The sequence below is a fragment of the Kitasatospora sp. NPDC096147 genome, from assembly GCF_044763225.1.
Classification (GTDB): domain Bacteria; phylum Actinomycetota; class Actinomycetes; order Streptomycetales; family Streptomycetaceae; genus Kitasatospora.
This window is the reverse complement of record NZ_JBIWFX010000007.1, coordinates 157815-181079: the sequence shown is the minus strand read 5'-3', so window position 1 is coordinate 181079 and position 23265 is coordinate 157815. Positions and strand designations below refer to the sequence as shown.

Below are 23265 nucleotides of genomic sequence, written 5' to 3'. Positions count from 1 at the left end.
GGCGGACGGGGCGTCAGGGGCGGAGCTGAGGCGGGCGGGCGTCCGTGCGCGGTCCCGCCGGGCGCCCCGCCCGGGGCGGACGGGCCGTCAGGGACGGGGCGGCAGGCCCAGGAGGGCCGTCAGCCGGGCAGCGGTGGTGCGGTCGTCGGGGTCGGCGAGCAGGGTGGCCATGCCGAGGGCTTCGGCGGGCGGCAGGTTGGCCGCCTGGTCGTCGACGAAGAGGCAGGCTGCGGCCGGGAGGCCGAGGCGGTCCAGCAGCAGCCGGTAGAGGGCGGGGTCCGGCTTGGCCAGCCCCTCCCGGCCGGACACCACGGCGAGGTCGAGCAGCTCCCAGACGCCGAGCGCGGTGTAGGGGTCGTACGGGTCGCCCTCCAGGCCGTAGGAGTTCGACAGCATCGCGACCGTGTACCCGGCCGCCCGGGCGGCCCGGGCGGTGGCCGCGACGGCGGGGGCGAGGCGGACTGCGGCGTGGGCCCGGCCCATCAGGTCCTCCGGGTCGACGCCGAGCAGCGCGGCCGTCCCCGCGTTCCACTCCCGCTGGCCGATCCGGCCCGCCTCCAGGTCCAGGTAGAGCGCACGGCCCTCGGGGTGCTCCACCAGGGCCTGCCGCCAGGCTCCTTCGGGCAGGCCCTGGGCCCGGCACCAGGCGCGGACGGAGCCGCCGAGCGGGCTGGTGAGCACGCCGGCGAAGTCCAGCACCAGGGCGCGGTAGGGGTGTCGAGCTGTGATCGGGTCACGTCGTTCCGGGCCGTCTGCCACCCGGGAAGCGTACCGGGCCGATCCGGACGCGCCGTCCCGCGCGAGGACCGGGGAGAACGCGCGGCCGCTCGACTGACGGGCCGTCAGGGTCGCTTCCTGCCACCGCCGTCCGGGGGGTGTCGGGTGGGCCCGGGGCCGTGCCAGGCTCGCCGGCAGCCCCATCGGAATCGATCACCAGGGATGTGCACATGCGAGCGTTCCGGCTCCTGCTGGCCCGGCTGCTGACGGTCGTCGCGCTGATACTCGTCGGGACGGCCTCGGCCGGCGTCCCGGCCGCGACGGCAGCGGCCACCGTCCAGAGCGGACCGACCCAGACCATCTGTGGCTGGGCACCGGTGCCCGCCGGGTGGGTGATCGTCAGTCAGACCACGGCGGGGTGCAGCGGCTACGGGCAGCGCACCATCATGCAGCTGACCACCGAGACCACCGTCCAGGCCTGCTCCAACTCACCGATCCCGGACGGGTGGGTGATCACGGCCATGCAGAACACCTCCGGCTGCGCGAGCTACCCGCTCTACTCGCTGCTGAGGATCACCACCCAGACCACGGTCACCGACTGCGCGCAGTCCGCCATCCTCCCGGGCTGGGTCATCATCGCGGTGCAGACCGCCAACACCCCCTGCGGGACCTACGGCACCTACACCGTCACCCTGCAGACCGCGACGACCACCTACCAGGCGTGCGGCCACTCGGCGATCGCCGAGAACTGGGTGATCACCGCCATGCAGAACAACGCCGGGTGCGGCAGCTACCCGCGCTACACCATGCTGAAGATCACCGACCAGACCACCGTCACCGACTGCGCGCAGTCCGCCATCCCGGTGGGCTGGGTGATCATCGCGACCCAGACGGCGAACACGCCGTGCGGCACCTACGGCACCTACACCATCACCCGGCTGACCACCCAGACCGCGATCCAGGTCTGCAGCCAGACGCCCGTCCCGGCCGGGTGGATCGTGGCCTCGATCCAGACCGCCAACACCCCGTGCGGCACGTACGGCACGTACAGCCTGGTGAAGATCACCGACCAGACCACCCTCCAGGGCTGCGGGAACTCCCCCGTCCCGGCGGGCTGGGTGGTGACCTCGATCAGCAGCACCAACTCCCCGTGCGGCGCCTACTGGGTGAACAGCCTGCTGCGGATCACCACCCAGACGGACCTCCAGGTCTGCGGCAACACGCCGCTGCCCGCCGGATGGACCGTCACCGGCACGGTGAACGGCTCCTGGTGCGGGGTGCTGGTCATCCAGCAGATCAAGAAGACCGGCTGACCGACCGTCCGGGCCGGCATCGGCCCGGCCCGGACGCCACGAGCGCGAGCACGAGCACGGGTCAGAGGTGGTGCACGGCTCCCGCCGTGTCCAACCAGAGCCAGGCGAGCGGGGCGTGACGCTTCTTCAGGGCATTGCGCCCCTTCGCCAGGCCGGCCAGCACCGCCGCGACGGCGGCGGGGAGCTCGGCGAGGTCGGCGGGGACCGGGACGCGCAGCACCAGGTGGTGCTTGGGGTGGAAGAGCAGCAGGTCGCCGGTGGGGGTGGCGGTGAGCAGCTCCAGGGTGGCCAGGGCCTTGAACGGAGCCCGGTCGGTCCCGATCAGGGCGCGCAGGGTGCCGTCGGCGGTCCAGGCGTAGAGGCCGTAGCGGTTGAGGTGGAAGGCGGTGCCCCGGTGCGGGTCGGCCGCCACCCGGTAGTGGGCGCCGTTGTAGGGGCTGTGCGCATGCAGGTCGAGGCCGCCGAGCTCGCCCCGGACGGTGCCCCGGTCGTCCATCAGGGCGAAGGAGAAGGCCTGGCCGCGGCTGCCGGAGCGGTAGGTGCCGCCGAACACCGGGACCACGTAGAGGTCGTCGGCGAGCGGGACCGGACGGTGCAGGAAGGAGCCGTCCCGGCGGAACCGGCTGCTGCCGTGCCGCGCGTACAGGGTGTCGGCGAGCGAGGGCGCGGGCCGGTGGTCGCCGAGCACCGGGGCGTCGCCGAAGCGGACGTGCGCGATGGCGTCGTTCTCGGTCTGCCGCTTGGTCTCGGTCTTCAGGGTGGCCAGGGCCCGCAGTTCGGGCTTGCGGCCGGGGGCGAGGACGGCGCCGGGCTCGGAGACCGCGATCAGGTTGCCCCGGGGGTAGCCCCAGTTCTCCAGGCGGTGCTCGGAGGTGAGGCAGAGCAGCCGGCCGCCGGGGGTGACGGCGACGGTGGCGGCGAACGGGTCGTCGGTCTGCGGCTCGTCGCTCCAGCCGGGGCGCTCGTCCATCTGCCAGGCGGCCTGCAGGCGGTCCAGCTCCGGGGTGAGGAGGTAGGTGTTCCCGGGCTTGGAGCTCAGCACCGGCGCACCGTCGGGGAGCAGCGTGAGGTTGCCCTCGCCGCCCCGGCGGATCGCCGACGGGGCGCCGCCACCGGGGGTCTCGTCCGCGATCACGGCGGTGGCCAGGGTGGTGCCGTCCGGGGCGTGACGGGTGATCAGCTGGCAGACGAAGCCACGGTCCCGCTCCGGCCCGGTCGCACGGTACGGCACGTGCCGCCAGAGGCCGCTGAGCACGTACGTCTCCCCGTTCGCGGTGCCGACCGCGTGCCGGGCCGCCTGTCCCCAGTCGTCGGCCTCCGGGTCGAGGTCGAAGGCGGTGGCCAGGGCGGTGGGCACGGTGATCGGGAAGTGCGTCATGGCGGTCATCCTCGCGCACCGCTCCGACACCCCCCGAAGCGGTGCCCGGAGCCGGTGCACGATCGATGCGGCTGCGCCCGCCGACGCCCCCGGGGGCACGGTGGTGGTGACACCGGGTCAGGGGACGGAGCTGCCGTGGGACGAGGACGACCGACCGGGCCGAGGCCGCACTGGGTCTTCGGCGACCAGCTCGGCCCGCACTTCCGGGCCCCGGGCCCGGACGGCCCCGACTCGGGGGCGCCGGTCGTGCTGATCGAGGCCCGGTCGGTGCTGCGGCGGCGCCGCTTCCACCGGGCCAAGGCCCATCTGGTGCTGTCGGCGATGCGGCACGCCGCCGAGGAGTGGGGCGACCGGGTGCGGTACGTCCGGGCCGAGACCTACCGGGACGGCCTGGCGCAGGCGGTCGGCGCGGGCGCGGAGGTGACGGTGTGTCATCCGACCTCCAGGGCCGCGCTCGGGCTGGTGAGCTCACTGGAGGGTGTGACGGTGCTGCCGCCGCGCGGCTTCCTGGTGCCGTTCGCCGACTTCCGGCGGTGGGCCGGGCCGACCCGCTCGCGGCGGCTGCTGATGGAGGACTTCTACCACCGGGTGCGGCGGGCCGAGCACCTGCTGCTCGATGCCGACGGCGGCCCGGCGGGCGGGCGGTGGAACCTCGACCACGACAACCGCGAGCCGCCGCCGAAGGGCGCCGCCACCCTCCCGGTGCCACCGCCGTTCGAGCCCCGGGAGGACGAGATCGACCGGCAGGTGCGGGCCGACCTGGACCGCTGGGAGCGGGCCGGCGAGGTGGCCTTCGTCGGCCGGGACGGCCCGCGCCGGTTCGCCGCCACCCGGGACGAGGCGCAGCGGGCGCTGGCGCACTTCGTCGAGCACCGGCTGCCGGACTTCGGCCGCTACGAGGACGCCATGCTGCACGCCGACCCGTGGATGGCGCACAGCGCGCTCTCGGTGCCGCTCAACCTCGGGCTGCTCGACCCGGCCGAGTGCGTGGCGGCGGCGGAGGCCGCGTACCGGGCCGGGGCGGTGCCGCTGAACAGCGCCGAGGGCTTCGTCCGGCAGGTGGCCGGCTGGCGGGAGTACGTCTGGCAGCTGTACTGGCACCTCGGGCCCGAGTACCGGGAGGTGAACCGGCTGGGCCACCACGAGCCGCTGCCCGGGTGGTTCCGCGAGCTGGACGCCGAAGCGGTGACCGCCCGCTGCCTGGCCGGGGTGCTGGGCGAGGTCCGCGACCACGGGTGGGTCCACCACATCCCCCGGCTGATGGTGCTCGGCAACTGGGCACTCCAACACGCCTGGGACCCGGCCGAGTTGACCGACTGGTTCCACCGCAGCTTCGTGGACGGCTACGACTGGGTGATGGCGGCCAACGTGCTGGGCATGTCCCAGTACGCCGACGGCGGGCTGGTCACCACCAAGCCGTACGCGGCCGGCGGGGCCTACCTGCACCGGATGGGCGACCACTGCGGCCCGTGCGCCTACCGCCCGACCGAGCGGCTCGGGCCGCGCGCCTGCCCGTTCACCACCGGCTACTGGGCCTTCGTCCACCGCCACCAGGAGCTGCTGGCCGGCAACCACCGCACCTCGCGCGCGGTGGCGGGGATGCGGCGGCTGACCGGCCTGCCGGAGGTGCTGGCCGCGGAGCGCGAGCGCGGCCAGGCCCCGCCGTGAGCCGGCGCCCGCTCGGAGCCGACGCCCGCTCAGAGGCGGCGCACGCTCAGAGGTGGTGAACGGCCCCGGTGGCCTCGGGCCAGAGCCACTCGACCGGGGCGTGGCGGCGCTTGAGGGCGTTGCGGGCCCGGGTCAGGCCGGCCAGCGCCTCCGTGACGGCGGCGGGGAGCCCGGCGAGTTCGGCGGGGACGGGTACCCGGAGCAGGAGGTGCTGGGTGCGGTGGGCCAGCAGGAGCTCTCCGGCGGGGGTGACGGTGAGCAGCTCGAAGGTGGTCAGGGCCTTGAACGGGGCGTCGGTGGTGAGGAGTTGCGCCCGCAGGGCACCGTCGGCGGTCCAACCGAACAGGCCGTAGCGGTTGAGGTGGAAGGCGGTGCCCCGGGCCGGGTCGGCGGCCACGGTGAAGTGGTCACCGGTGTAGGGGCTGTGGGCGTACGGGTCGAGGCCGCCCAGGTGGCCGCGCACCGCTCCGGTGTCGTCGAGCAGGACGAAGGCGAAGACCTGGCCCCGGCTGCCGGCCCGGTGGGTGCGGCCGAACACCGGGACCACGTACCGGTCTTCGGCGATCGGGACGGGGCGGCGCAGGAAGGCGTCCTTCCAGCGGTGCGCTGCGCCGCCGACCAGCTCGGGCAGGATCTCGACCAGGGTGGGTGACGGGCGGTGGCCGGCGGCCACCGGGGCGTCGCCGTGGCGAAGGTGGGGCTGGGCGTCGGCCTCGCTCTGCCGGGTGCGTTCGGTGCCGAGGGTGGCGAGCGCGCGGAGCTCGGGCTTGTGGCCGACGGCCGGGCGGGCGGCGGGCTCGGAGAGGGTGACCAGATTGACCAGCGGGACGCCCCAGGGGCCGAGGTTACGCTCGGCGTTGAGGCAGAGCAGCCGGCCGCCCGGAGTGACGGCCACCGAGGCGGCGAACGGGTCGTCGGCCGGGCCGGCGCCGTCCCGGGCCCGGGGGTTGGCCGGCATCGTCCAGCCGGCCGCCAGCGCGTCCAGGGCGGGGGTCAGGAGGTGGGTGTTCCCGGGCCGGGAGCTGACCGCGAGCGCACCGTCGGGGAGCACGGCGAGGGCGGCGTCGTTGCCCGGGACGACCACCGAGGGCGCCCGGCCGGGGAGTTCCTGCGCCAGGACGGCGGTGGCGAGGGCCGTCCCGTCCGGGTCGTGACGGGTGATCAGGCGGCAGCCGAAGCCCCGGCCGCCGTCCCCGGCTGGGCGCGGGTCGTGCCGCCAGAGGCTGCTGAGCACGTAGGCGCCGCCGTCCGGCGTGCCGACCGCGTGCAGGACCTCCTGCCGCCACGAGTCCGCTGCGGGGTCGAGGCCGACCTCGTCGATCAGGACGGCGGGCACGGTGACGGGCATCAGGATCATGACCGCCATCCTGCCCCACGGCGGTGACGCGGCGGTGGGGCGGGACGGCCCGGTCGCGGGTGCCGCCGGGTCCTTCGCGGTCCGGGGGACGACACGGGTGCGTGCAGCGGAGGACTGCGGAATGTCGAGATCCTCCCGGCCCCGGCCGATGCGCGGCTCCTCGGCCGGGGCCGGAGCGGCTGCGGGGCTCGCCGGCCGGGGCGGCCGGGGATGACGGCGCCGGGTCCGTCGTGGCACCGAACGTGCTCGGGAAGCTGAGCCGGAACGCTGATGGCACCACACCTCCGGTGCGAACGGGCGCTTCCGGGACGGCACCGAGCCGGGGGGGGGGCCCCCCCCCGCGGGGGGGGCCCCCCCCCCCGGGGGGGGGGCCCCCCCCCCCCGGCTCGGTGGGGTGGGGCTCAGACGGTGAGCAGGTGGTGCAGCAGGTCGCGGTAGTCCCGGAGGGCGAGGCGGAGGTCCTCGGTGCCGCGCTCGGCCGTGCCGGTGGCGGTGCCGGTGTCCTTGCTGCCGTCCGTTACGTCGCCGGAGGTGCCGTGGTGGGTGCCGCGCAGGGCCGCGCGGCGCTCGCGCAGCTCCTCGGTGAGGCGGCGGATCGCCTCGTCGAGGGCGGCGTCGGCCTGGTCCACGGAGCCGCGCGGGTCGTCCACGAAGCCGCCCACCGCCTGCTCCAGACGGTCCGTCAGCCGCGCCGCCAGCTCGGGCGGGAGGACGGTGGCGGAGCCGGTGGGCCGGGTCCCGCCGTGGTTGCGGGCGGAGCGCTGCCGGTCCTCGGCCGTGGCCGCCTCGTGCGCGGCGGCGACGGCCGCCGGGGACTCGTCCCCCGCCTGGGCCGACCGCCTGCGGTCCTCGGCCGTGGCGGCGTCGTACGCGGCGGCCACCTCCTCCGGGGCGGCCGCCTCCGGCGCGCGGTGCTGCGGCGGTGCCGACGGGGCGGGGTGCTGCGGCGGTGCCGACGGGGCGGGGTGCTGCGGCGGTGCCGACGGGGCGGGGTGCTCGCGGCGCGGCGTGACCGACGTCAGGTGGTCGTCCGTCCGGGCCCAGCGGCCCGGGGTGCGGGTGCGGTCCGCGCGGTGCGGGGTGTCCACGGAGTCGGTGTGACGGTCCTGGTGACTGGTGGTCATGCTGTCCTCCTCGGTGGGGCTGCTGATGGGTGGGGCGCGGAGCTACGCGTGGTACTCGCGCTGCCTCGGGAAGTTCTTGGTGATCGGGGCGGTCCGCTCGCGCCGGGCCGGGGCCGCGTCGCTACGGGCCGGCTGCCGGGCGGTGTCCGCGCCCGCCAGGGCGGCGTACAGCTCCCGGGCCTGGATCAGCGCCTGGCGGCGCTCCTCGGTACCGGCCGCATCCGGGCCGGCGTTGGTGCGCAGCAGGCGGTAGTACTCCACCTGCTCGCCGTGGTCGACCGAGATCGCGTCGATCTGGGCGTCCACGTCGCTGTCGGGGTAGCCGCGCTCGCGGGCCACCCGGGAGAGCAGCGCCTCGGCCTCGACCAGCGCCCGGGCCGGGGAGTCCACGAAGTGCGCCTGGAGCTCGGCCCACTCCCGGTCGGCCCGGGTCCGGGCGTCCTCGCTCAGCGGCGTCAGCGTCAACTCCCGGTGGCGCTCGACGCGTTGGGTCAGCTCCTGCTCCGCTGCGGCGGTGTCGCCGCCATGCCGGGCCACGGTGCGGCCGTACTCGGGGCCGAACCGCCGCTTCAGGTCCGGGTGTTGCCGGCGCCGCACGCCGAGGGCGGCGGCACCGAGCACCACCACCGCGACGAGGACGACCACCGCGATCGTCACGACCAGACCACTGGACATGCTCTGCCTCCTGACCGGCGGCCTCCCCTCCCGGGGTGCCGCGCTGCTCGGTTTCACTCCTCCCCCCGGCTGACCCGGATCGCGGGTTCCAAACACCTGCCACCCCTGATCGGTGCTCATCCACCCTGCTGTACAAGCGGGTTGGGGTGCGAACGGTGTGCGGCCGAATGGTCAGGCACCGACGTGGATGCCCGGGCGACGGGCCGGATCGGGCTCGATCCGGCGGATGATCTCGTGGGTGACGGGCGCGGTGTCGCCCCGGCCGAGCAGGAAGTAGCGGAACATGTGCTTGAGCGGGCTCCCCTCCGCCCACGCGAAGTAGCAGTGCGGGCGGACTCCGGTGGCGTCCCGCAGGGCCAGCAGGATCGCGGCGATGGCGTTCGGCGCGGCCGGGGCCTCCGCCCGCAGGACGCGGTAGCCGTCCACCTCCACGCCGCGCACGGTGAGGGTCTCGCTGAACTCCGAGGGGTCGACCACGTCGATCTCCAGGAAGAGCACGTGCGCCGCGCCGGGCACCGGGTTGTCGCCGCGCTGCTCCCGCTCCTTGTGCGCGTACTCCGCCCCGTCCCCGGTGTGGCGGCGGTTGGTGATGATGTTGAACCCGCGGTCGGCCGCCAGGGTCTCGGTGAGGAAATGACGGGCCGTCGGGTCGAAGGCGATGCTGTCCACCCGCAGTTCGGTGGTCCGGGAGATCCGCGAGACCAGCGAGACCAGCACGATGCCGAGGACGAAGGCGCCCGAGATGGCGATGCCGTCGGGCTTGTCCACGATGTTGGCGGCCAGCGCGTAGAGCAGCACGGCGGTGAGGGCGGCGAATCCGGCCGTCGCACCGCGCCGTCGGCGGCGCAGCGCGGAGACGGTGACCGCGAACGCGCCGGAGACCATCATCGCCAGGACGCCCGTCGCGTACGCCCCCGCCTGGGCGTTGACGTCGGCGCCGAAGACCAGCGTGATGACCACGCACAAGCCGGTGTAGACCAGTACCACCGGACGGACCGCGCGGGCCCACTCCGGGGCCATGCCGTAGTCCGGCAGGTAGCGCGGGACGATGTTGACCAGCCCCGCCATCGCCGAGGCCCCGGCGAACCAGAGGATCAGGATGGTGCTGACGTCGTACACGGTGCCGAACGCCTCACCGACCTGCTCGTGGGCCAGCCAGGCGAGCGCGCGCCCGTTGGCCGCGCCGCCGGCCTCGAACTCCCGGTGCGGGATCAGCACGGTGGTGACGAAGCTGGCTGCCAGCAGGTAGACGCTCATCACGGCGGCGGCGGTGGTGAGCAGCCTGCGGGTGTTGCGGATCCGGTCGCGCAGCCGCTCCGCGTCGTCCGCTCCGTCGGCGGCCACCAGCGGCATCATGCTCACCCCGGTCTCGAAGCCGGACAGGCCGAGCACCAGCAGCGGGAAGGCGAGCAGCGCGGGCCGGACCATGCCGCCGAGGCCGCCACCGCCGACCTCGGTCAGCTGGTGCGTCCAGGCCGCCCAGGCGCCGGGGGTGCGGATCACCTCCAGCACACCGGCCCCGATGGTCACCGCGTTCAGCAGCAGGAAGACCGTGACCAGCGGGATGGCGACCTTGACGGCCTCGCTGAAGCCGAGCAGGAAGACCCCGCCCAGCAGCACCAACAGGCCGACGGTCAGGGCGACTTCGTGGCCGTGCAGGGCGGCGCCGAGGGCGGGGTTCTCCACCAGGTGGACGGAGGCGTCGGCGGCCGAGAGCGTGATGGTGACGATCCAGGAGGTGGCGACGAAGCCGAGCAGCACCAGGACGAAGACCTTGCCCCGCCAGAACGGCAGCAGGTCCTCCAGCATCGCCACCGACCCCGCACCGTTCGGACTCTCCCGCGCCACCCGCCGGTACATCGGCAGCATGCCGGCCAGGGTCAGCAGCACCAGCAGCAGGGTGGCCAGCGGCGAGACGGCGCCGGCCGCGAGAGCGGCGATGGCCGGCACGTAGGCGAGGCTGGAGAAGTAGTCGACGCCGGTCAGGCACATCACCTTCCACCAGGCGTGCGGCTCCGAATGCCCCTCGGCGGCGGCCGGGCCGACCGGCTGCACCCGGTACTTGAGCAGCCAGCGCGCGGCAGGGCCCTGCGGCTGCGGCCGGCGCGCGGGGCTCCCCATCGCGGCGGGGACCGCCTGCGGTGGGGTGGTCCCGTCCGGCGGCGGCGCTGCTTCGGGCGACGACGGCTCGGCGGACGACGGCTCGGCGACCGAAGTACCGGAGGACGACGGCCCGGCAGCCGGCGCTCCCGGGGACGACCCGGGGACCGGAGCACCGGAGGACGGCGCAGCGGCGGGTGAGGACCCCGGGGACGGTTCGGCCGCCGGAGTGCCGGAGGACGACGGCGGGCCCGGGGGTCCGGTCGGGGCGGGGGTGGCGGGGCCGGGTGCCGCCTGGTCCGCCAGGTCCGGTGCTGCCGTCTCGCTCATGCCCTGCCCCTTCGTCCCACCCGCCCCACCGGCTCGCCCGCCGAGGGGTGACCGCGTCACGTTCGGCGCTGTCCTGGGGCACGGTCGCACCCGGGAGCGCCAAGACCGGTGGTCGACGGGGTGTCCGTGCGGACTACCCCGGAAGGACGGTGGTGCTCCGTGAGGTCCCCGCCACCGGCCCTGCCCCTCTGCCCCCGATCGCGGAAACCACTCCGGCGGGCCTGGCCGGGCCCGTCACGACCCGGCCCGTCACGACTTGGCCAGGCCGCCGTACAGGCGCAGCCGGGCGATCCCGCCGTCCGGGAAGACGTCGAGGCGGACGTGGGTGGCCGGGCGCGGTGCGTCGAGCAGCAGGCGGTGCACGGCGTCGGGCTGGAGGCGGGTGCGCGGGAGGAGTTCGAACCACTCCTCCGGGTCGGCCGCATTCTCGTCCCGGCCGAGCAGCCCGACCCAGCCGGCCGCGTTGCCGACGTAGTAGCCGGTGTCGATCTCCACCGCCCGGATCGCGCCGCGCCCGGCCAGCCGCAGCCGGACCCAGTCGTGTCCCTCGTCGCGGCGCCGCCGGTTCTCCCAACCGTCGCCCATCGCGCCGGACTTGCCGGGCAGCAGGATGTTCTCCGGGGACGAGTAGAACCGGTCCGAGGCGTCCTCGACCGTGCCGCCGTTCTCGGCGGCTGCCAGGTCGAAGGTGCCGAGCGCGGCCAGCCAGGCCTGGTCCGGCCGGGCCTCGCCGTGCACCCGGAGCCGGGCGATGCCGCCGTCCGGGTACTGACGGAGCCTCAGGTGGGTGACGCGGCGGCCGTCCTCGACCGCGAAGCCGTTGGCGGCGTGGCCCCGCACCGGACTCCGGGGCACCAGCGGGTGCCAGACGGTGCCGGGGGCGAGCAGCTCCTCCGGGCCCGGGGTGCCGGGGAGTTCGGTGCCCTCGACGGAGACCTGCTGGGGGTAGTTGCCCCGGAAGTGCGCGGTGTCCACCACCACGCCGTGCACCACGCCGGGCACGCCGAGCCGGATCAGCGCCCAGTCGTGGTCCTCGGCCACCGGGTGCGGGTGCCGCTCGCCGCCCCGGCGGCGCCTGGTCTCCCAGCCGTCCATGATCTGGCCCTTGTTGCCGAAGGTGTGCGGGCGGAACTCGGCGGGCTGCGGCAGCAGCAGGTTCTCCCGCTCGGCGAACAGCTCGTCGTTGGCGGCGAGCACGGCGCCGCCGAGGCGGCGGTCGGCCAGGTCGGTCAGGGTGGTGAACGGGAACTCGGCGGAGCGGTAGTCCGCGTAGGGGTGGCCACCGGCGTACTGCGGGGCGTCGGTGTCGGTCGACCGGGCTTGCAGGGGGCTGGAGTTCGGGTGCGTGGTCATGGGTCCACCTTCACCGCCGACGACCTGTCAGGTCCATCACGGAGTTCTGACCGAACCGTTCACTGCGGCTGAACGGTCCCGGCCACCTCGGCGAGCTCCGCCAGCACCCGGCGCAGCGGCGGGGTCGCCTCCGTCCCGGCCCGGACCGCCGCCACCACCCGACGGGTCGGCAGATCGGCCGGCAGCGCCCGGATCACCGTCCCGCCGTCCCGCCCGGCCGAGGCCAGCCGGGGCACCAGCGCCACCCCGAGCCCGGCCGCCACCATGGCCAGGATGGCAGCCCAGTCGACAGCGGTGTGGGCCCGCTCGGGCGTGAAGCCGGCCTCGCCGCAGGCCTCCAGGGTGATCTCCCGCCAGGGGCCCGCCGCGCCGTAGATCCACTCCTCCTCCGCCAGGTCCGCCAGCCGCAGCCCCGGGGTGGTGGCCAGCGGGTGTCCGGGCGGCAGGGCGACGTCCAGCGGATCGGTGAGCAGCGCCGTCTCCACGAAGCCGGGTCCGCGCCCGACCGACCCGACCGCGAGGGAGAGCGCCAGGTCCACCTCCCCCGCCGCCAGCAGCCGGACCGCCTCGTCCGCCTCGGCCTCCACCACCCGCACCGTCAGCCCGGGGGCGGCCCCGCGCAGCCGGGCCACCACCGGGACGACCAGCCCGGTGATCGCGGTGGCGAAGGAGCCGACCCGGACCTCGCCCGCCTCGCCGTGCAGATAGCCCGCGAGCTCGGCCTCGGCCCGCTCCAACTGCCCGAACACCACCGCCGCGTGACGCAGCACCAGCCGGGCCGCCGGGGTCAGCCGCACCCGTCGCCCGTACGGCTCCAGCATCGGCGCCCCGACCTGCCGGGCCAGCGCCGAGATCTGCTGCGAGACCGCCGAGGCCGACAGGTGCAGCCGCTCGGCCGCCGCCGTCACCGTCCCGCACTCGTCCACCGCCCGCAGCACCCGCAGCCGCCTGAGGTCCCACTCGCCCGTCGCACCCGTCGTACCCATCCGGCCAGGGTAGGGGCCGGCCTCCGGCGGGACCCGGCCGGTGGTCAGGCGAGCGGGGCGGCTGCGGTGCGCCGGCACCACGCGGCGAGGGCGTCGTGATCGACCGGGCCCGCCGTGTCCACGTGCAGGGTGTCCGCGAGCGGCAGCGGCCCCGCCCCGGCCCAGCGCTCGGTCCACTCGCGGTCGTCCGGCGCGGCCCCGTGCACCGGGTGGCGGCTCGGGTGGCGCAGTTCGTGGCGCTCCCGGGCGAGTTCCACCGGGACGGCGCACCAGATCTGCAGCGCCCGCTCGATCCCGGCGCCGCGCAGCCCGTCGCGCACGTGGCCCCAGGTCTCGGCGGCCGGCCAGGTGGATTCCAGGACGGCGCCGGCCGGGGCATCGGCGAGCAACGCCCACAGGGTGCGGCTCGCGGCCTCACCGAACTGCCGGTTCCACTCCCGCTGCGGGCGCCCGTCCGGCGGCTCGGCGCCGAAGACCCCGGCGTGCGCCTCCTTGATGACGTCCTTGCCGAACAGCGGGAGCCGGAGCCGGCGGCTCAGCTCCCGCGCCAGGGTGGTCTTGCCCGCCGCCGGCACCCCGTTGACCAGGACCACGAGCGGTGGCTCGGCCTCGGCCGGTGCCGTCGTGCGGGCCCGGTCGTCCGTCCGCCGCGCCTGGCTGTGCGTCACCGTGCGTCCTCCGGGTGCTCGTCGGCCACCGGAGCGGACCCCGCCCCGGTGGCCACACCCTGCCACACCCGGCCCGGGTGACGACGGGTCAGGAGAGGTAGTCCTCCATCCCGCCGTCGCGGCGGATGTCCAGCGTCACGCAGTGGAAGCCGCCGCCGAGCACCCGGGAGTGCCGCAGGCGGTGCGGCAGGACGGTGATCCCGGCCCGCTCCAGGGCGGCGATCAGGCGGTGCTGGCCGGACTCGACCACCGCCAGGTCGGGAGCCAGCATCAGCAGGTTCATGCTGATCCAGCTCTCGCTGAGCGAGTGCTCGGGGGCCGGGCCGTCGGCGGTGGGGTCGGCCGGCGGACACCAGAGGACGTCCCAGTCACGGAAGGCGGCGGGCACCTGGTCGGGGGTGATCCGCTCGGGGTTGAGCAGCACCAGGCCGGGCCGGAGCAGGGCGATGGTGGAGTCGATGTGGGTGTAGCCGTAGATGTCCCGTAGCGGGTGCACCCGCAGGTCGCCGAGCAGGCCGAGGGTGGACTCCAGCCAGCGCAGGCCGAGTTCGTTCCCGCTGCGGGAGACCTGGTAGAAGACGTCGCGGCCGAGCCGGAGCACGTTGGCGGCGTCGAAGACCGGCTCGGTCTCGCCGAGCAGCGGCAGCCCGTCCGGGTCCAAGGGGAAGAGCCCGTCGGCCAGTTGCGGCCGGGGCGCGGCCAGCCAGCGGGCGCCCTCGGCCAGGTAGCGCTGGAACAGCGGGCGCAGACCGAAGACCTCGAAGTACCGGGCCCGCATCGGGCTCGGGCTCTCGATCACCGTCTCGCCCACCACCAGGGTGAGGTCGCGGGGGCAGTAGGAGTGGAAGCCGCCCTCCACCCGCCAGTCCTGGCTGCCGAACTCCCGGGCGTGGTCGATGACTTCCGGCTGGTGGACGGTGATCCCGAGGCCGCGCAGGGTGGTCACCAGGGCGTCCAGGTCCTCCTCGGTCTCCTCCACCACCCGGCGCGGGTAGGCACCGGCCGCGATGCCGGCCAGGTCTCCGGCCGGGGTCTTGGGATAGCAGGACAGCCAGGACGAGCGGTCGTCCTGGGCGGGCAGCCGGGCGCCGACGGCGGTGCCGACCACCACCTCGCGCAGGGTGCTGAACTCGTCCCAGCTGTGCACCGGGCTGACCGAATCGGACATGACTACCCCTTGCGAGGACACGGGGCGCCGACGAGGGCGCGGAGGACCCGGGCAGACGGCCCGGCGGTGGATCGGAGAGGCGCCGGAACCGGCCGAAAACCCCTGCTGGGCAGGGGAGTTCTTCAGCGGGCCGGTCAAGCGGAGCGCCAACATACCCACGCTCGCGAAGGGCGCGCAAGGAGCTGATCGCGACCCCGGGAGCGGCCCCGCGTTGTTCGCGGGCACCGCACCCGGGGGCGATCAACCACACCGCCTCCGGTCACCTCTCCGCCGGGCGGCACCGCCTCTGGCCATCCCTCCGGTCGGGCCTCCCCACCGCCGATCGCCCGGGCCGCCACCGGACGCCCGGGCCGCCACCGTCACCCCCGCCGCAGCTTGCGGGCCTCCTCGACCGCGGCCACCCCCGCCAGGGTGAGCAGCGCCCCGCCGGCCGCCGCCAGGGTCGCCACCGCCCGGCGCTGACGGCGGAGCCGGCGCCGGTCGGCGGCGGCGGCCCGGAACGCGGCGGCCAGGAAGGCCCGTTCGGAGCGGCCCGGGGCCAGCTCACCGGTCATCAGCTGACGCCGTACCTGCTCCAGCCGGGCGCCCCGGTAGAGGAGTTCGGGATCGCCCCCGACCCCGGCCCAGGCCCGGGCCGCCTCGGTCAGCCGCCGCTGCTCGGCCGTGGTGTCCGGACCGGTGGCGAGCCAGTCCCGCATCCTCGGCCAGGCCCGGGCCAGGCCCTGGTGGGCGAGCAGCACGCCGTCCCGGTCCAGCACCACCAGCCGGGCCCGGGCCAGCCGCTCCAGCAGCGCGGGCATCCCGTCGGCCTCGAACTCCCGCCGGGCGACCGGCGTCCCGAGCGGGCCGTCCTGGCCGGGCCCGCCGCCCAGCAGCCGGAAGACCGTCGCGGCCCGGTCCCGGTCCCCGGCAGTGAGGCCGGCGTAGAGCGCTTCGGCGGTCCGGGCCAGCGCGCCCTCGAAGCCGCCGGTGGCCTGGAAGCCGGCCAGGGTCAGCGCGTTGCCGCTGCGGCGGCGCCAGGTGTCCAGCAGGGCGGCCGAGACCAGCGGCAGGGCGCCGGGCTCCTGCGCGACGGCCGAGACCAGCACCGCCAGCAGCGCACCCTCGACGGTGCAGCGGGCCCGCACGGCCGGTTCGACGATCGCCCGGCGCAGCTCCTCCGGTGCGGGCCGACCGAGCGAGAGCACCGGCACCCGACAGACGGTGGAGACCACCGGGTGCCCGGCCAGCCGCTCCTGATGGTCGGACCGCACCACGAGTAACACCCGTACCCCGGACCCGACTTGTGCACCCGCGACGCCGCCCGCCGGGCCGCTCTCGGCGCGGTCTCCCGCGGAGGCACCGGCGGAGGCCCGGCCGGTCAGGCGGGCCAGCTCGGCCAGGAAGCGGTCGCGCTCCGCGCCGTCGCGACAGCGGGTGTACAGCTCCTCCGCCTGGTCGACCACCAGCACCGCGCCGCCCGCACCCGCCGGCTGCTGCCCGAGCCGGGCCAGCGCCACCCCGTACGCCTCCACCGGCCGCTCACCCGGCGTCAGCAGCACCGTCCGCACCGGCTGCCGGGCCCCGCCGAGCCGGGCCAGCAGGCCGGCCCGGACCAGCGAGGACTTGCCCGCACCGGAGGGCCCGGCGAGCACCACCAGCGGCCGGTCGGCGAGCACCTCCAGCAGCCGGTCGGTGAGCAGCTCACGACCGAAGAACCGTTCGGCGTCGGCGACTTCGAAGGCCGCCGCGCCGGGGTAGGGGGCCCGGCCGGCCTCGCCGGCCCGGCGCCGGGCGGCGGTGTCGGCGGCCAGCTCGGCGGCCAGCAGCTGCCAGCGGTGCTGCCACTGCGCCACGTCACCGTCGCAGGCCCGCACGTACGCCAGGGTGACGGCCAGGCTGGGCAGCCGTCGGCCGCCGGCCGCCACCGAGAGGCCGGAGGCCGAGCAGTGGGCCCGGACGGCCATCTGCCGGTACGGCGGACTGCCGGCCCGTTCCCTCAGTGCCCGCAGATCGCCGGCGAACCGCACCAGCGGCCCGTCCCCCTGATCCAGTGGACTCTCCCGACGCGGCACAGCGGCCCCCTTCTCCATTGAAGTGGTTCGAACGACGCACGTTCGCTCCCGCATCCCCCGTGATTCATGATGCGCAGTCGGACGGCGCCGAACAACGGGTCACACGGAGCGGTTGTTCCGACCTTTTGTTCGATGCCCGCCCGCTCGGCGGCGAACAACTCGCCTGGGATAGAACCGGGGACCGGCTCCAGCGACACCGACCCCCGGAGACCGCCCGTGAAGTACACCCGCTTCTGCCGCTCCCTGCTCTCCACCCCCGCGCTGGCGGTCGAGCGCTACGCCAAGAGCCACCGCTCCGGCGCGGACATCGCCATGGTCGACCTGGAGGACTCCGTCCCGCCCGCCCGCAAGGCCGAGGCCCGTGCGCTCGCCGAGGAGTTCTTCGCGCTGCCGACCACCCGGCTGGCCCGCAGCGCGGTCCGGATCAACACGGTGGCCGGCCCGGACGGGCTGCGCGACCTGCTGGCCCTCACCCGGTACGCCGTCAAGCCCGAGCTGGTGCTGATCCCGATGGCCGAATCCCCCCGGGACGTGGAGATCGTGGCCGGGGCGCTGGCCGCCGACTGCCCCGCCACCGAGTACCTGGCCGTGGTGGAGACCCCGCGCGGGATCGAGAACGCCCACGCCATCGCGCTGGCCGGCCACCGGCTGCGCGGGCTGGTCTTCGGCTCGGCCGACTACGCCTTCGCGGTCGGCGCCCGGCTCGGCTGGGAGGCGCTGGCCCCGGCCCGGGCCCGGGTGGTCAACGCGGCCCGGGCGGCCGGGCTGGAGGTGCTGGACGCCCCGCTGTTCGAGGTCGCCGACCTGGCCGGGCTGCGCCGGGAGGCCGGGCTCGCCCGGGACCTCGGCTTCAGCGGCAAGATCGCCGTACACCCGCGCCAACTCCCGTCCATCAACCAGGCGTTCAGCCCGGACCAGGAGCTGCTCGACCGGGCCAGGCGGGTGGTGGAGGCCGGGCTGCAGAACGGCCGCTCGGTCACCGTGGTGGACGGCGTGATGGTCGGCATGCCGTTCTTCGAGGCCGCGCTGCGCCTGGTCGAGCAGTTCGACCCCCCGACCACCCCAACCGACCCGACCACCGCAACCGATCCGACCCACCAGCCCGACCAGCCCGTCCCCGCCGTCCCGGGCCCGACCGGCGCCCGGGCCGACTCCGCCGAGAAGGAGCCGTCATGAGCAGCCAGCCCAACCCCCCGGACGTCGCCGGACCGCGCCGGTACCGCAACGCCGAGACCATGCTCGCCACCGCCGACCCGGTCTGGCGGGCGGCCGGGGAGCACGGGCTGATCGGCATCAAGGTCGACTCGGAGTCCAACAACCGGCTCACCGTCCGGGAGACCGGCCACGAGTTCGCCAACATGGTCTCCTGCGCCTACCTCGGCCTGAACAACCACCCCTCGGTGGCGGCCGGGGCGGTGGACGCGCTGGCCGAGTCCCGCTCCACCTGGCTGGTCACCTCCACCACCCGGATCCGGCACAACCTGCTGGTCCGGCTGGAGGAGGAGCTCGGCGAGCTGTTCGGCGCCCACGTGCTGCCCGGCGCCTCCTGCACCTCGCTGACCGCCGGCATCCTGCCGCTGATCGCCTCCGGCCACCTGGGCGGCGACGGCACGCCCCGGGTGATGGTCTTCGACCGGTTCTGCCACTTCTGCATGGCCTACGTGAAGCCGATCTGCGCCGACGAGGCCCTGGTGCTCAACTGCCCGCACAACGACCTGAACTACCTGGAGGACATCTGCCGCAAGTACCCCCGGGTGGCCTACGTGGCCGACGGCGCCTACTCGATGGGCGGCGCCGCCGCCCTCGACGGGCTGCTCGAACTCCAGGACCGCTACGGCCTGTTCCTCTACGTCGACGACTCGCACTCGCTCTCCATCATGGGCGAGCACGGCGAGGGCTTCGTCCGCTCCCGGCTGGAGATGAACCCGCTCACCGTGATCGCCGCCAGCCTCGGCAAGGGCTTCGGCACCGGTGGTGGGGTGGCGATGCTGGGCAGCCGGGAGCAGTTCGAGTTCCTGCACCGGCACGCCGGCCCGGTCGGCTGGTCGCAGAACATGGCCCTGCCGCTGGTCGGTGCCTCGCTGGCCAGTGCCGCCATCCACCGCTCGCCCGAACTCAAAGACCTGCAGGCCAGGTTGAACCGGAACATCGACCTGTTCGACCAGCTGCTGCCGACCTCCTTCGCCGGGAACGGCCTGCCGGTGCGCCGGGTGGACGTCGGGGACGCCGAGCAGGCGGTACGGCTCTCCGCGCGGCTCTTCGAGCGCGGCTACTACAGCTCGGCGGTGTTCTTCCCGATCGTCCCCAAGGGCGAGGCGGGCCTGCGGCTGATGCTCCGGGCCGACATGGACGAGCGCCTGATCACCGACTTCGCGGCCCAGGTCCGGGATCTGACGGAGGAGCGGTGAGCGCGGCCGGGGAGAGCGGAGCCGCCTTCTCCGGCTTCCGGGAGCTCGGCCCCGGGCGCTACCGCGAGGTGGTCGGGCGGTACTACGAGGAGTTCACCGTCGGCGAGGTGGTCGAGCACCGACCCGGCCGGACCGTCACCGAGCTCGACAACGTGCTGATGAGCATGCTGAGCATGAACGACGCACCGCTGCACATCGACGCCGCCTACAGCGCCCACACCCCGTGGCAGCGCCCGGTGGTCTCCAGCCTGGTGACGCTCAGCATCGTGGGCGGGATGACCGCGCGCACCACCAGCGGTCGCACCACCGCCAACCTCGGCTGGGAGAACATCCGGCTGACCCATCCGGTCTTCGCCGGCGACACCCTCTACGCCGAGACCGAGACCCTGGCCAAGCGGCTCTCCAAGAGCCGGGACGGCCATGGCATCGTCACCTGCCGCAGCACCGGCACCAAGTCGACCGGTGAGGTGGTGGTGGTCTTCGAACGCAGCTTCCTGGTCCCGCTGTCCGGCCACGGCCTGGACGAGGCGACCGGGTACTGACCGCACCGGGTGGACCGGACCTGCCGGTGCCCGCGTCCCGCGCGCGGGCACCGGCGGGTTCAGTCCGTCCGGCCGACGTCCACCAGCACCTTCCCGCGGGTCTCCCGGGCGGCCAGCGCCCGGTGCGCCTCGCCGACCCCGGACAGCGGCACCACCCGGTCCACGGTGGCCACCAGCCGGCCCGCCGCCGCGAGGCGGTACAGCTCCCCGGCCACCCGCAGGTAGAGCGCCCGGTCGGCCAGCACCTGGTGCAACCAGAAGCCCGCCACGCCGATCGAGCGGTCCGCCAACTCACCGACCGTGAAAGCCTCTTCGGCACCGCCCCGGTCCCCCACCCCGACCAGCCGGCCGAACGGCGCCAGCCCGGCCAGGCCCGCGCGCAGCACCGGCCCGCCCAGGGTGTCCAGGAAGAGGTCCACCCCGCCCGACCCGGCCAGCCGGTCGGCCAGCGCCGGATCGGCCGGGTCGAGCACCTCGTCCGCCCCGAGCGAGCGGACGAAGCGCCGCTTCGCCGCCGTCGAGGCCAGCCCGATCACCCGCCCGGCCCCCAGCTCCACGGCCAGCTGCACCGCCAGGTGTCCGACCCCGCCGGCCGCCGCCGTCACCGCCACGCACTCGCCCGGCCTCAGCCGCCCGAGCAGGGCCAGCGCACCGTAGGCCGTCGCGCCCTGCTCCAGCAGCGCCAGCGCCTGCGCGTCCGACAGGGCGTCCGGCACCTCGACGGTGAACGCCTGCTCCACACAGGCGACTTCGGCGTACCCGCCGCCACCGCGCAGCAGCGCCGCCACCCGCCGGCCGTCCGTACGCCGCCGGCCGACCACGTCCGCGCCGAGCACGGCGGGCAGCGGCAGCCGGAGGTACTCGCCCCGACGGCAGTGCAGATCGGCGTAGTTGAGCCCGGCCAGCGTGACGTCCACCAGCGACTGCCCGGGGCCGGGCACCGGCTCCGGCACCTCGGCGACCTCGAACTCCTCCGGCCCGCCGTACCGCCGGATCAGCGCGGCCCGCACGCTCAGCCGCCGAACAGCGCGCGCAGCCGGTGCTCGGCGGTCCGGGCCTCGGCGGCCGAGCCGGCGATCACGCAGTACATCACCGAGCCGTCGGCCCGGGCGAAGTCGCAGCTGAACACCACCCCGGTGGCGGTGGCCGGGTCGAAGGCCAGCCCGGCGTCGCGGACCGCCGCCACCGCCTCCGGGAAGGACGGCACCGCCAGACCGGCCAGCTCCAGGATCACCCGGTCGGCCCGGCGCCCGGCGCCGACCAGACGGCGCATCAGCGCCTCGTGCAGGTGGGTGGAGCCGGTCAGCCGGCCGTTGGTCTCGCTGAAGTAGAGCTCGCCCTTGGGGGTGAGGAAGGCGTCCGCGCTGACCGTGCCCCGGTAGCCGAGCACCCGCAGCGACTCGCACAGCCGGCCCGCCTGGTCGACCAGTTCGGCCAGCACCGCGGCGTCCGGGGTGACCGGCGGGGTGATCTCGCCGACCACCACCGGGTCCATCAGCATCTCGCCGCAGCCGGACAGCACCGCGCCGCCGTCGCCGACGGTGAACTCGGCGTAGAGCGCCACCGCGTCGGTGAAGTACCGCTCCACCACCACCCGGTGGTCCCGCCCGCCGGTCAGCCAGCCCCACCGCTCGGCCAGGTAGGCGGCCACCGCCGCCCGGTCCGCCAGCGGCACGGCGCGCTGCGCCCCGGCCGGCACCGGGACGGCCTCGTCTCGGACCAGCACCTCGTTCCCGTGGCCGCCCGCCTGGTACTCGACCTTCACCATCACGCTGTGCCCGGCCGCCAGCAGCGCCTCGGCCGCCGCCTCCGCCTCGGCGGGCGAGCCGGCCACCGTCCCGGGCGCCACCGCCACCCCGGCCCCGGCCGCCAGTGCGCGGAACGCGGCCTTGGAGTTGACCAGCGCCAGCCCGCCCTGGGCGGCGAAGGCGTGTCCGGGGACGGCCCCGCCGATGCCCAGCGCCTCCGCCAGGGCGGCCACCGTGGCGTTCCCCGCGATCCCGACCACCCGGTCCACCGGGTCGCCGGCCGCCGCCCGTGCGGCCAGCACCCGGGCCAGCGCGGCCCGGAAGCCGGGGTCGGCCAGCCGGTCGGGGGTGAGCACCTCGGTGCCCTGCACGCCCGGGGGCGGCACCACCACGGTCAGGGCCGGCGCCTGAGTGCCCGTCAGCCCGGTGACGTACGCCAGGTAGTGCGGCTCCGGCTCCCAGGGCAGCACCAGGACGTCGCCGTCCTCGGCGAACCACAGCATCCGCTGGGCGCCGCAGCCGGCGAAGGCCAGCTCCACGGAGGACATCCCGGAGAGGTCGCCGACCATCTCCTCGGTCCGGTTGTTCCCGATCCACAGCGTGGCCATCCGGCGCCGTCTCCCGCCCCTAGGTGCAGCTCCCGCAGCATGCCCTCCCAGGTGTAGCGCACCGGGGTTGTTCGGGGTCGGCGGACCGCCGCCGAACAACAACCGTGAACAACCTCAGGCCGGCTGCGGGCCGCTCACGGCGTCGATCTCGGCCCAGACCGCCTTGCCGTCCGCGCGGGGCGTGGCGCCCCAGCGGTCGGAGGCCTGCTGGACGATGTAGAGGCCGTGGCCGCCGGGCACGCCGGGGCGGTGCGGCTCGCGGAGCACCGGAAGCTCCGGGGAGGAGTCGCCGACCTCGATCCGCAGCCGGGCCTCGGTGATGTCGAGCAGCAGGTCGATCGGGCCGCCGGCGTGCAGCATGGCGTTGGCCACCAGCTCGGCCGCCAGCAGCACCACGTCCTCGGCCCCGGGCCACTGCCAGTCGGCCAGCGCGCCCTCGGTGAACTCCCGGGCCCGGGCCACCGGCTTGCGCTGCCCGGCCAGGGCCAGTCGGCGGCGCTGGCCGCCGGGCGGGAAGGCGGGGCCGGCGGGCTGACGGTCGGTCAGGGTCTCCCGGGGGGCGCTCATGGGGTCAACCCTTCGGATCGGTGGTCGTCGCTGAGGCTGCTTCCCGCCGTGGCGCGGATGATGCGCGCGGTCGGCGGTCCGCCCGCCGGGCGGTCGCCCCGGGCGGACCCGGCCGGGGCCCACCCGGAAGGTGCTCACCCGGGCTCCCCGAGGGCGGCACGGACGCTCGGATGGAGCTCGAACACGGCCTCGGCGCCGGTGAGTTCGAGCAGTCGGCGGACCGGTGCGGAGGGTGCGGCGAGCCGCAGTCCGACATCGGCTGCCTTGGCGTCCACCCGTACCTTGAGCAGCAGGTTGAGCCCGGAGGAGTCGCAGAAGCCGACCTGCTCCAGGTCGATCACCAGGGTGGCGGGCCCGCTCCGGAGCGCCTCACCCAGCACCTGTTCGGCGGGCGCCAGCGATTCGATGTCCAAGTCGCCCGCGAGGGTGCAGACCACCGCGTGCTCGCCGGACGGTCGCAGGTCGACCGTCAAGCCTTCGTCGTCGTGGACGGGCATCCTC

Annotated in this window: 20 protein-coding genes; 5 read left to right on the top strand and 15 right to left on the bottom strand. The window is 75.4% G+C overall.

Going from position 1 to position 23265, the window contains the following annotated elements; translation table 11 throughout:
* Positions 1–87: 87 nt before the first annotated feature.
* Complete coding sequence (locus ACIRBX_RS22995; protein ID WP_402298954.1) at positions 88–759, bottom strand: HAD-IA family hydrolase; 672 nt, start codon at positions 757–759, stop codon at positions 88–90.
* A 188-nt stretch (positions 760–947) separates the two neighbouring features.
* On the opposite strand from ACIRBX_RS22995, the gene ACIRBX_RS22990 reads away from it, so the two are divergent.
* Positions 948–2030, top strand: a complete 1083-nt coding sequence (locus ACIRBX_RS22990) for a hypothetical protein (RefSeq protein WP_402298953.1) — start codon at positions 948–950, stop codon at positions 2028–2030.
* 61 nt (positions 2031–2091) lie between these two features.
* Here ACIRBX_RS22990 and ACIRBX_RS22985 read toward each other — a convergent pair whose 3' ends face one another.
* On the bottom strand, positions 2092–3408 hold the full coding sequence (locus ACIRBX_RS22985) for a hypothetical protein (RefSeq protein WP_402298952.1): 1317 nt from the start codon (positions 3406–3408) through the stop codon (positions 2092–2094).
* Positions 3409–3543: 135 nt separating this feature from the next.
* Between ACIRBX_RS22985 and ACIRBX_RS22980 the strand changes: the two genes are divergently transcribed.
* On the top strand, positions 3544–5076 hold the full coding sequence (locus tag ACIRBX_RS22980) for a cryptochrome/photolyase family protein (RefSeq protein ID WP_402298951.1): 1533 nt from the start codon (positions 3544–3546) through the stop codon (positions 5074–5076).
* Positions 5077–5122: 46 nt separating this feature from the next.
* Here the strand turns inward: ACIRBX_RS22980 and ACIRBX_RS22975 are convergent, their stop codons facing one another.
* The 9 genes from ACIRBX_RS22975 to ACIRBX_RS22935 all read right to left on the bottom strand — a co-directional run bounded on the left by ACIRBX_RS22975 (position 5123) and on the right by ACIRBX_RS22935 (position 16891).
* Positions 5123–6433 (bottom strand): hypothetical protein, encoded by a 1311-nt coding sequence (locus tag ACIRBX_RS22975; protein WP_402298950.1) that lies wholly within the window; start codon positions 6431–6433, stop codon positions 5123–5125.
* A 401-nt stretch (positions 6434–6834) separates the two neighbouring features.
* The gene (locus ACIRBX_RS22970) at positions 6835–7557 is read right to left on the bottom strand and encodes a hypothetical protein (protein WP_402298949.1); all 723 of its coding nucleotides are present in this window, start codon (positions 7555–7557) and stop codon (positions 6835–6837) included.
* Positions 7558–7599: 42 nt separating this feature from the next.
* Positions 7600–8232: a hypothetical protein gene (locus ACIRBX_RS22965; protein WP_402298948.1), complete on the bottom strand. Its 633-nt coding sequence runs from the start codon at positions 8230–8232 to the stop codon at positions 7600–7602.
* Between the two features lie 171 nt (positions 8233–8403).
* Positions 8404–10353 carry an amino acid transporter gene (locus ACIRBX_RS22960; RefSeq protein WP_402298947.1) on the bottom strand — a complete coding sequence of 650 codons (1950 nt, stop codon included), beginning with the start codon at positions 10351–10353 and terminating at the stop codon, positions 8404–8406.
* Between the two features lie 558 nt (positions 10354–10911).
* Positions 10912–12015: an allantoicase gene (alc, locus tag ACIRBX_RS22955; RefSeq protein WP_402298946.1), complete on the bottom strand. Its 1104-nt coding sequence runs from the start codon at positions 12013–12015 to the stop codon at positions 10912–10914.
* Positions 12016–12074: 59 nt separating this feature from the next.
* Positions 12075–13001 carry a LysR family transcriptional regulator gene (locus ACIRBX_RS22950; protein WP_402298945.1) on the bottom strand — a complete coding sequence of 309 codons (927 nt, stop codon included), beginning with the start codon at positions 12999–13001 and terminating at the stop codon, positions 12075–12077.
* 44 nt (positions 13002–13045) lie between these two features.
* The gene (locus tag ACIRBX_RS22945) at positions 13046–13669 is read right to left on the bottom strand and encodes an AAA family ATPase (protein ID WP_402298944.1); all 624 of its coding nucleotides are present in this window, start codon (positions 13667–13669) and stop codon (positions 13046–13048) included.
* 88 nt (positions 13670–13757) lie between these two features.
* Entirely contained in the window at positions 13758–14837 is a 1080-nt protein-coding gene (locus ACIRBX_RS22940; RefSeq protein ID WP_402298943.1) for an inosamine-phosphate amidinotransferase 1, read from the bottom strand.
* A gap of 359 nt (positions 14838–15196) precedes the next feature.
* A complete protein-coding gene (locus ACIRBX_RS22935) occupies positions 15197–16891 on the bottom strand; it encodes a hypothetical protein (RefSeq protein WP_402298942.1) in 1695 nt (564 codons plus the stop codon).
* A gap of 216 nt (positions 16892–17107) precedes the next feature.
* Here ACIRBX_RS22935 and ACIRBX_RS22930 point away from each other — a divergent pair, with 216 nt between their 5' ends.
* From ACIRBX_RS22930 to ACIRBX_RS22920, 3 genes are read left to right on the top strand one after another with little or no spacing between them, the layout of a single operon-like run.
* Positions 17108–18067: an HpcH/HpaI aldolase/citrate lyase family protein gene (locus ACIRBX_RS22930; protein ID WP_402298941.1), complete on the top strand. Its 960-nt coding sequence runs from the start codon at positions 17108–17110 to the stop codon at positions 18065–18067.
* Entirely contained in the window at positions 18064–19299 is a 1236-nt protein-coding gene (locus ACIRBX_RS22925) for an aminotransferase class I/II-fold pyridoxal phosphate-dependent enzyme (protein ID WP_402298940.1), read from the top strand. The genes ACIRBX_RS22930 and ACIRBX_RS22925 overlap by 4 nt, the downstream gene beginning before the upstream one ends.
* The gene (locus ACIRBX_RS22920; protein WP_402298939.1) at positions 19296–19841 is read left to right on the top strand and encodes a MaoC family dehydratase; all 546 of its coding nucleotides are present in this window, start codon (positions 19296–19298) and stop codon (positions 19839–19841) included. The genes ACIRBX_RS22925 and ACIRBX_RS22920 overlap by 4 nt, the downstream gene beginning before the upstream one ends.
* Positions 19842–19900: 59 nt before the next feature.
* Here the strand turns inward: ACIRBX_RS22920 and ACIRBX_RS22915 are convergent, their stop codons facing one another.
* From ACIRBX_RS22915 to ACIRBX_RS22900, 4 genes are all read right to left on the bottom strand, one after another.
* On the bottom strand, positions 19901–20851 hold the full coding sequence (locus tag ACIRBX_RS22915) for a zinc-binding alcohol dehydrogenase family protein (protein WP_402298938.1): 951 nt from the start codon (positions 20849–20851) through the stop codon (positions 19901–19903).
* Positions 20852–20853: 2 nt separating this feature from the next.
* Entirely contained in the window at positions 20854–22197 is a 1344-nt protein-coding gene (locus ACIRBX_RS22910) for a peptide ligase PGM1-related protein (RefSeq protein WP_402298937.1), read from the bottom strand.
* A gap of 114 nt (positions 22198–22311) precedes the next feature.
* The gene (locus tag ACIRBX_RS22905; protein WP_402298936.1) at positions 22312–22764 is read right to left on the bottom strand and encodes an ATP-binding protein; all 453 of its coding nucleotides are present in this window, start codon (positions 22762–22764) and stop codon (positions 22312–22314) included.
* A 134-nt stretch (positions 22765–22898) separates the two neighbouring features.
* Positions 22899–23261 (bottom strand): STAS domain-containing protein, encoded by a 363-nt coding sequence (locus ACIRBX_RS22900; RefSeq protein WP_402298935.1) that lies wholly within the window; start codon positions 23259–23261, stop codon positions 22899–22901.
* Between the last annotated feature and the right edge of the window lie 4 nt (positions 23262–23265).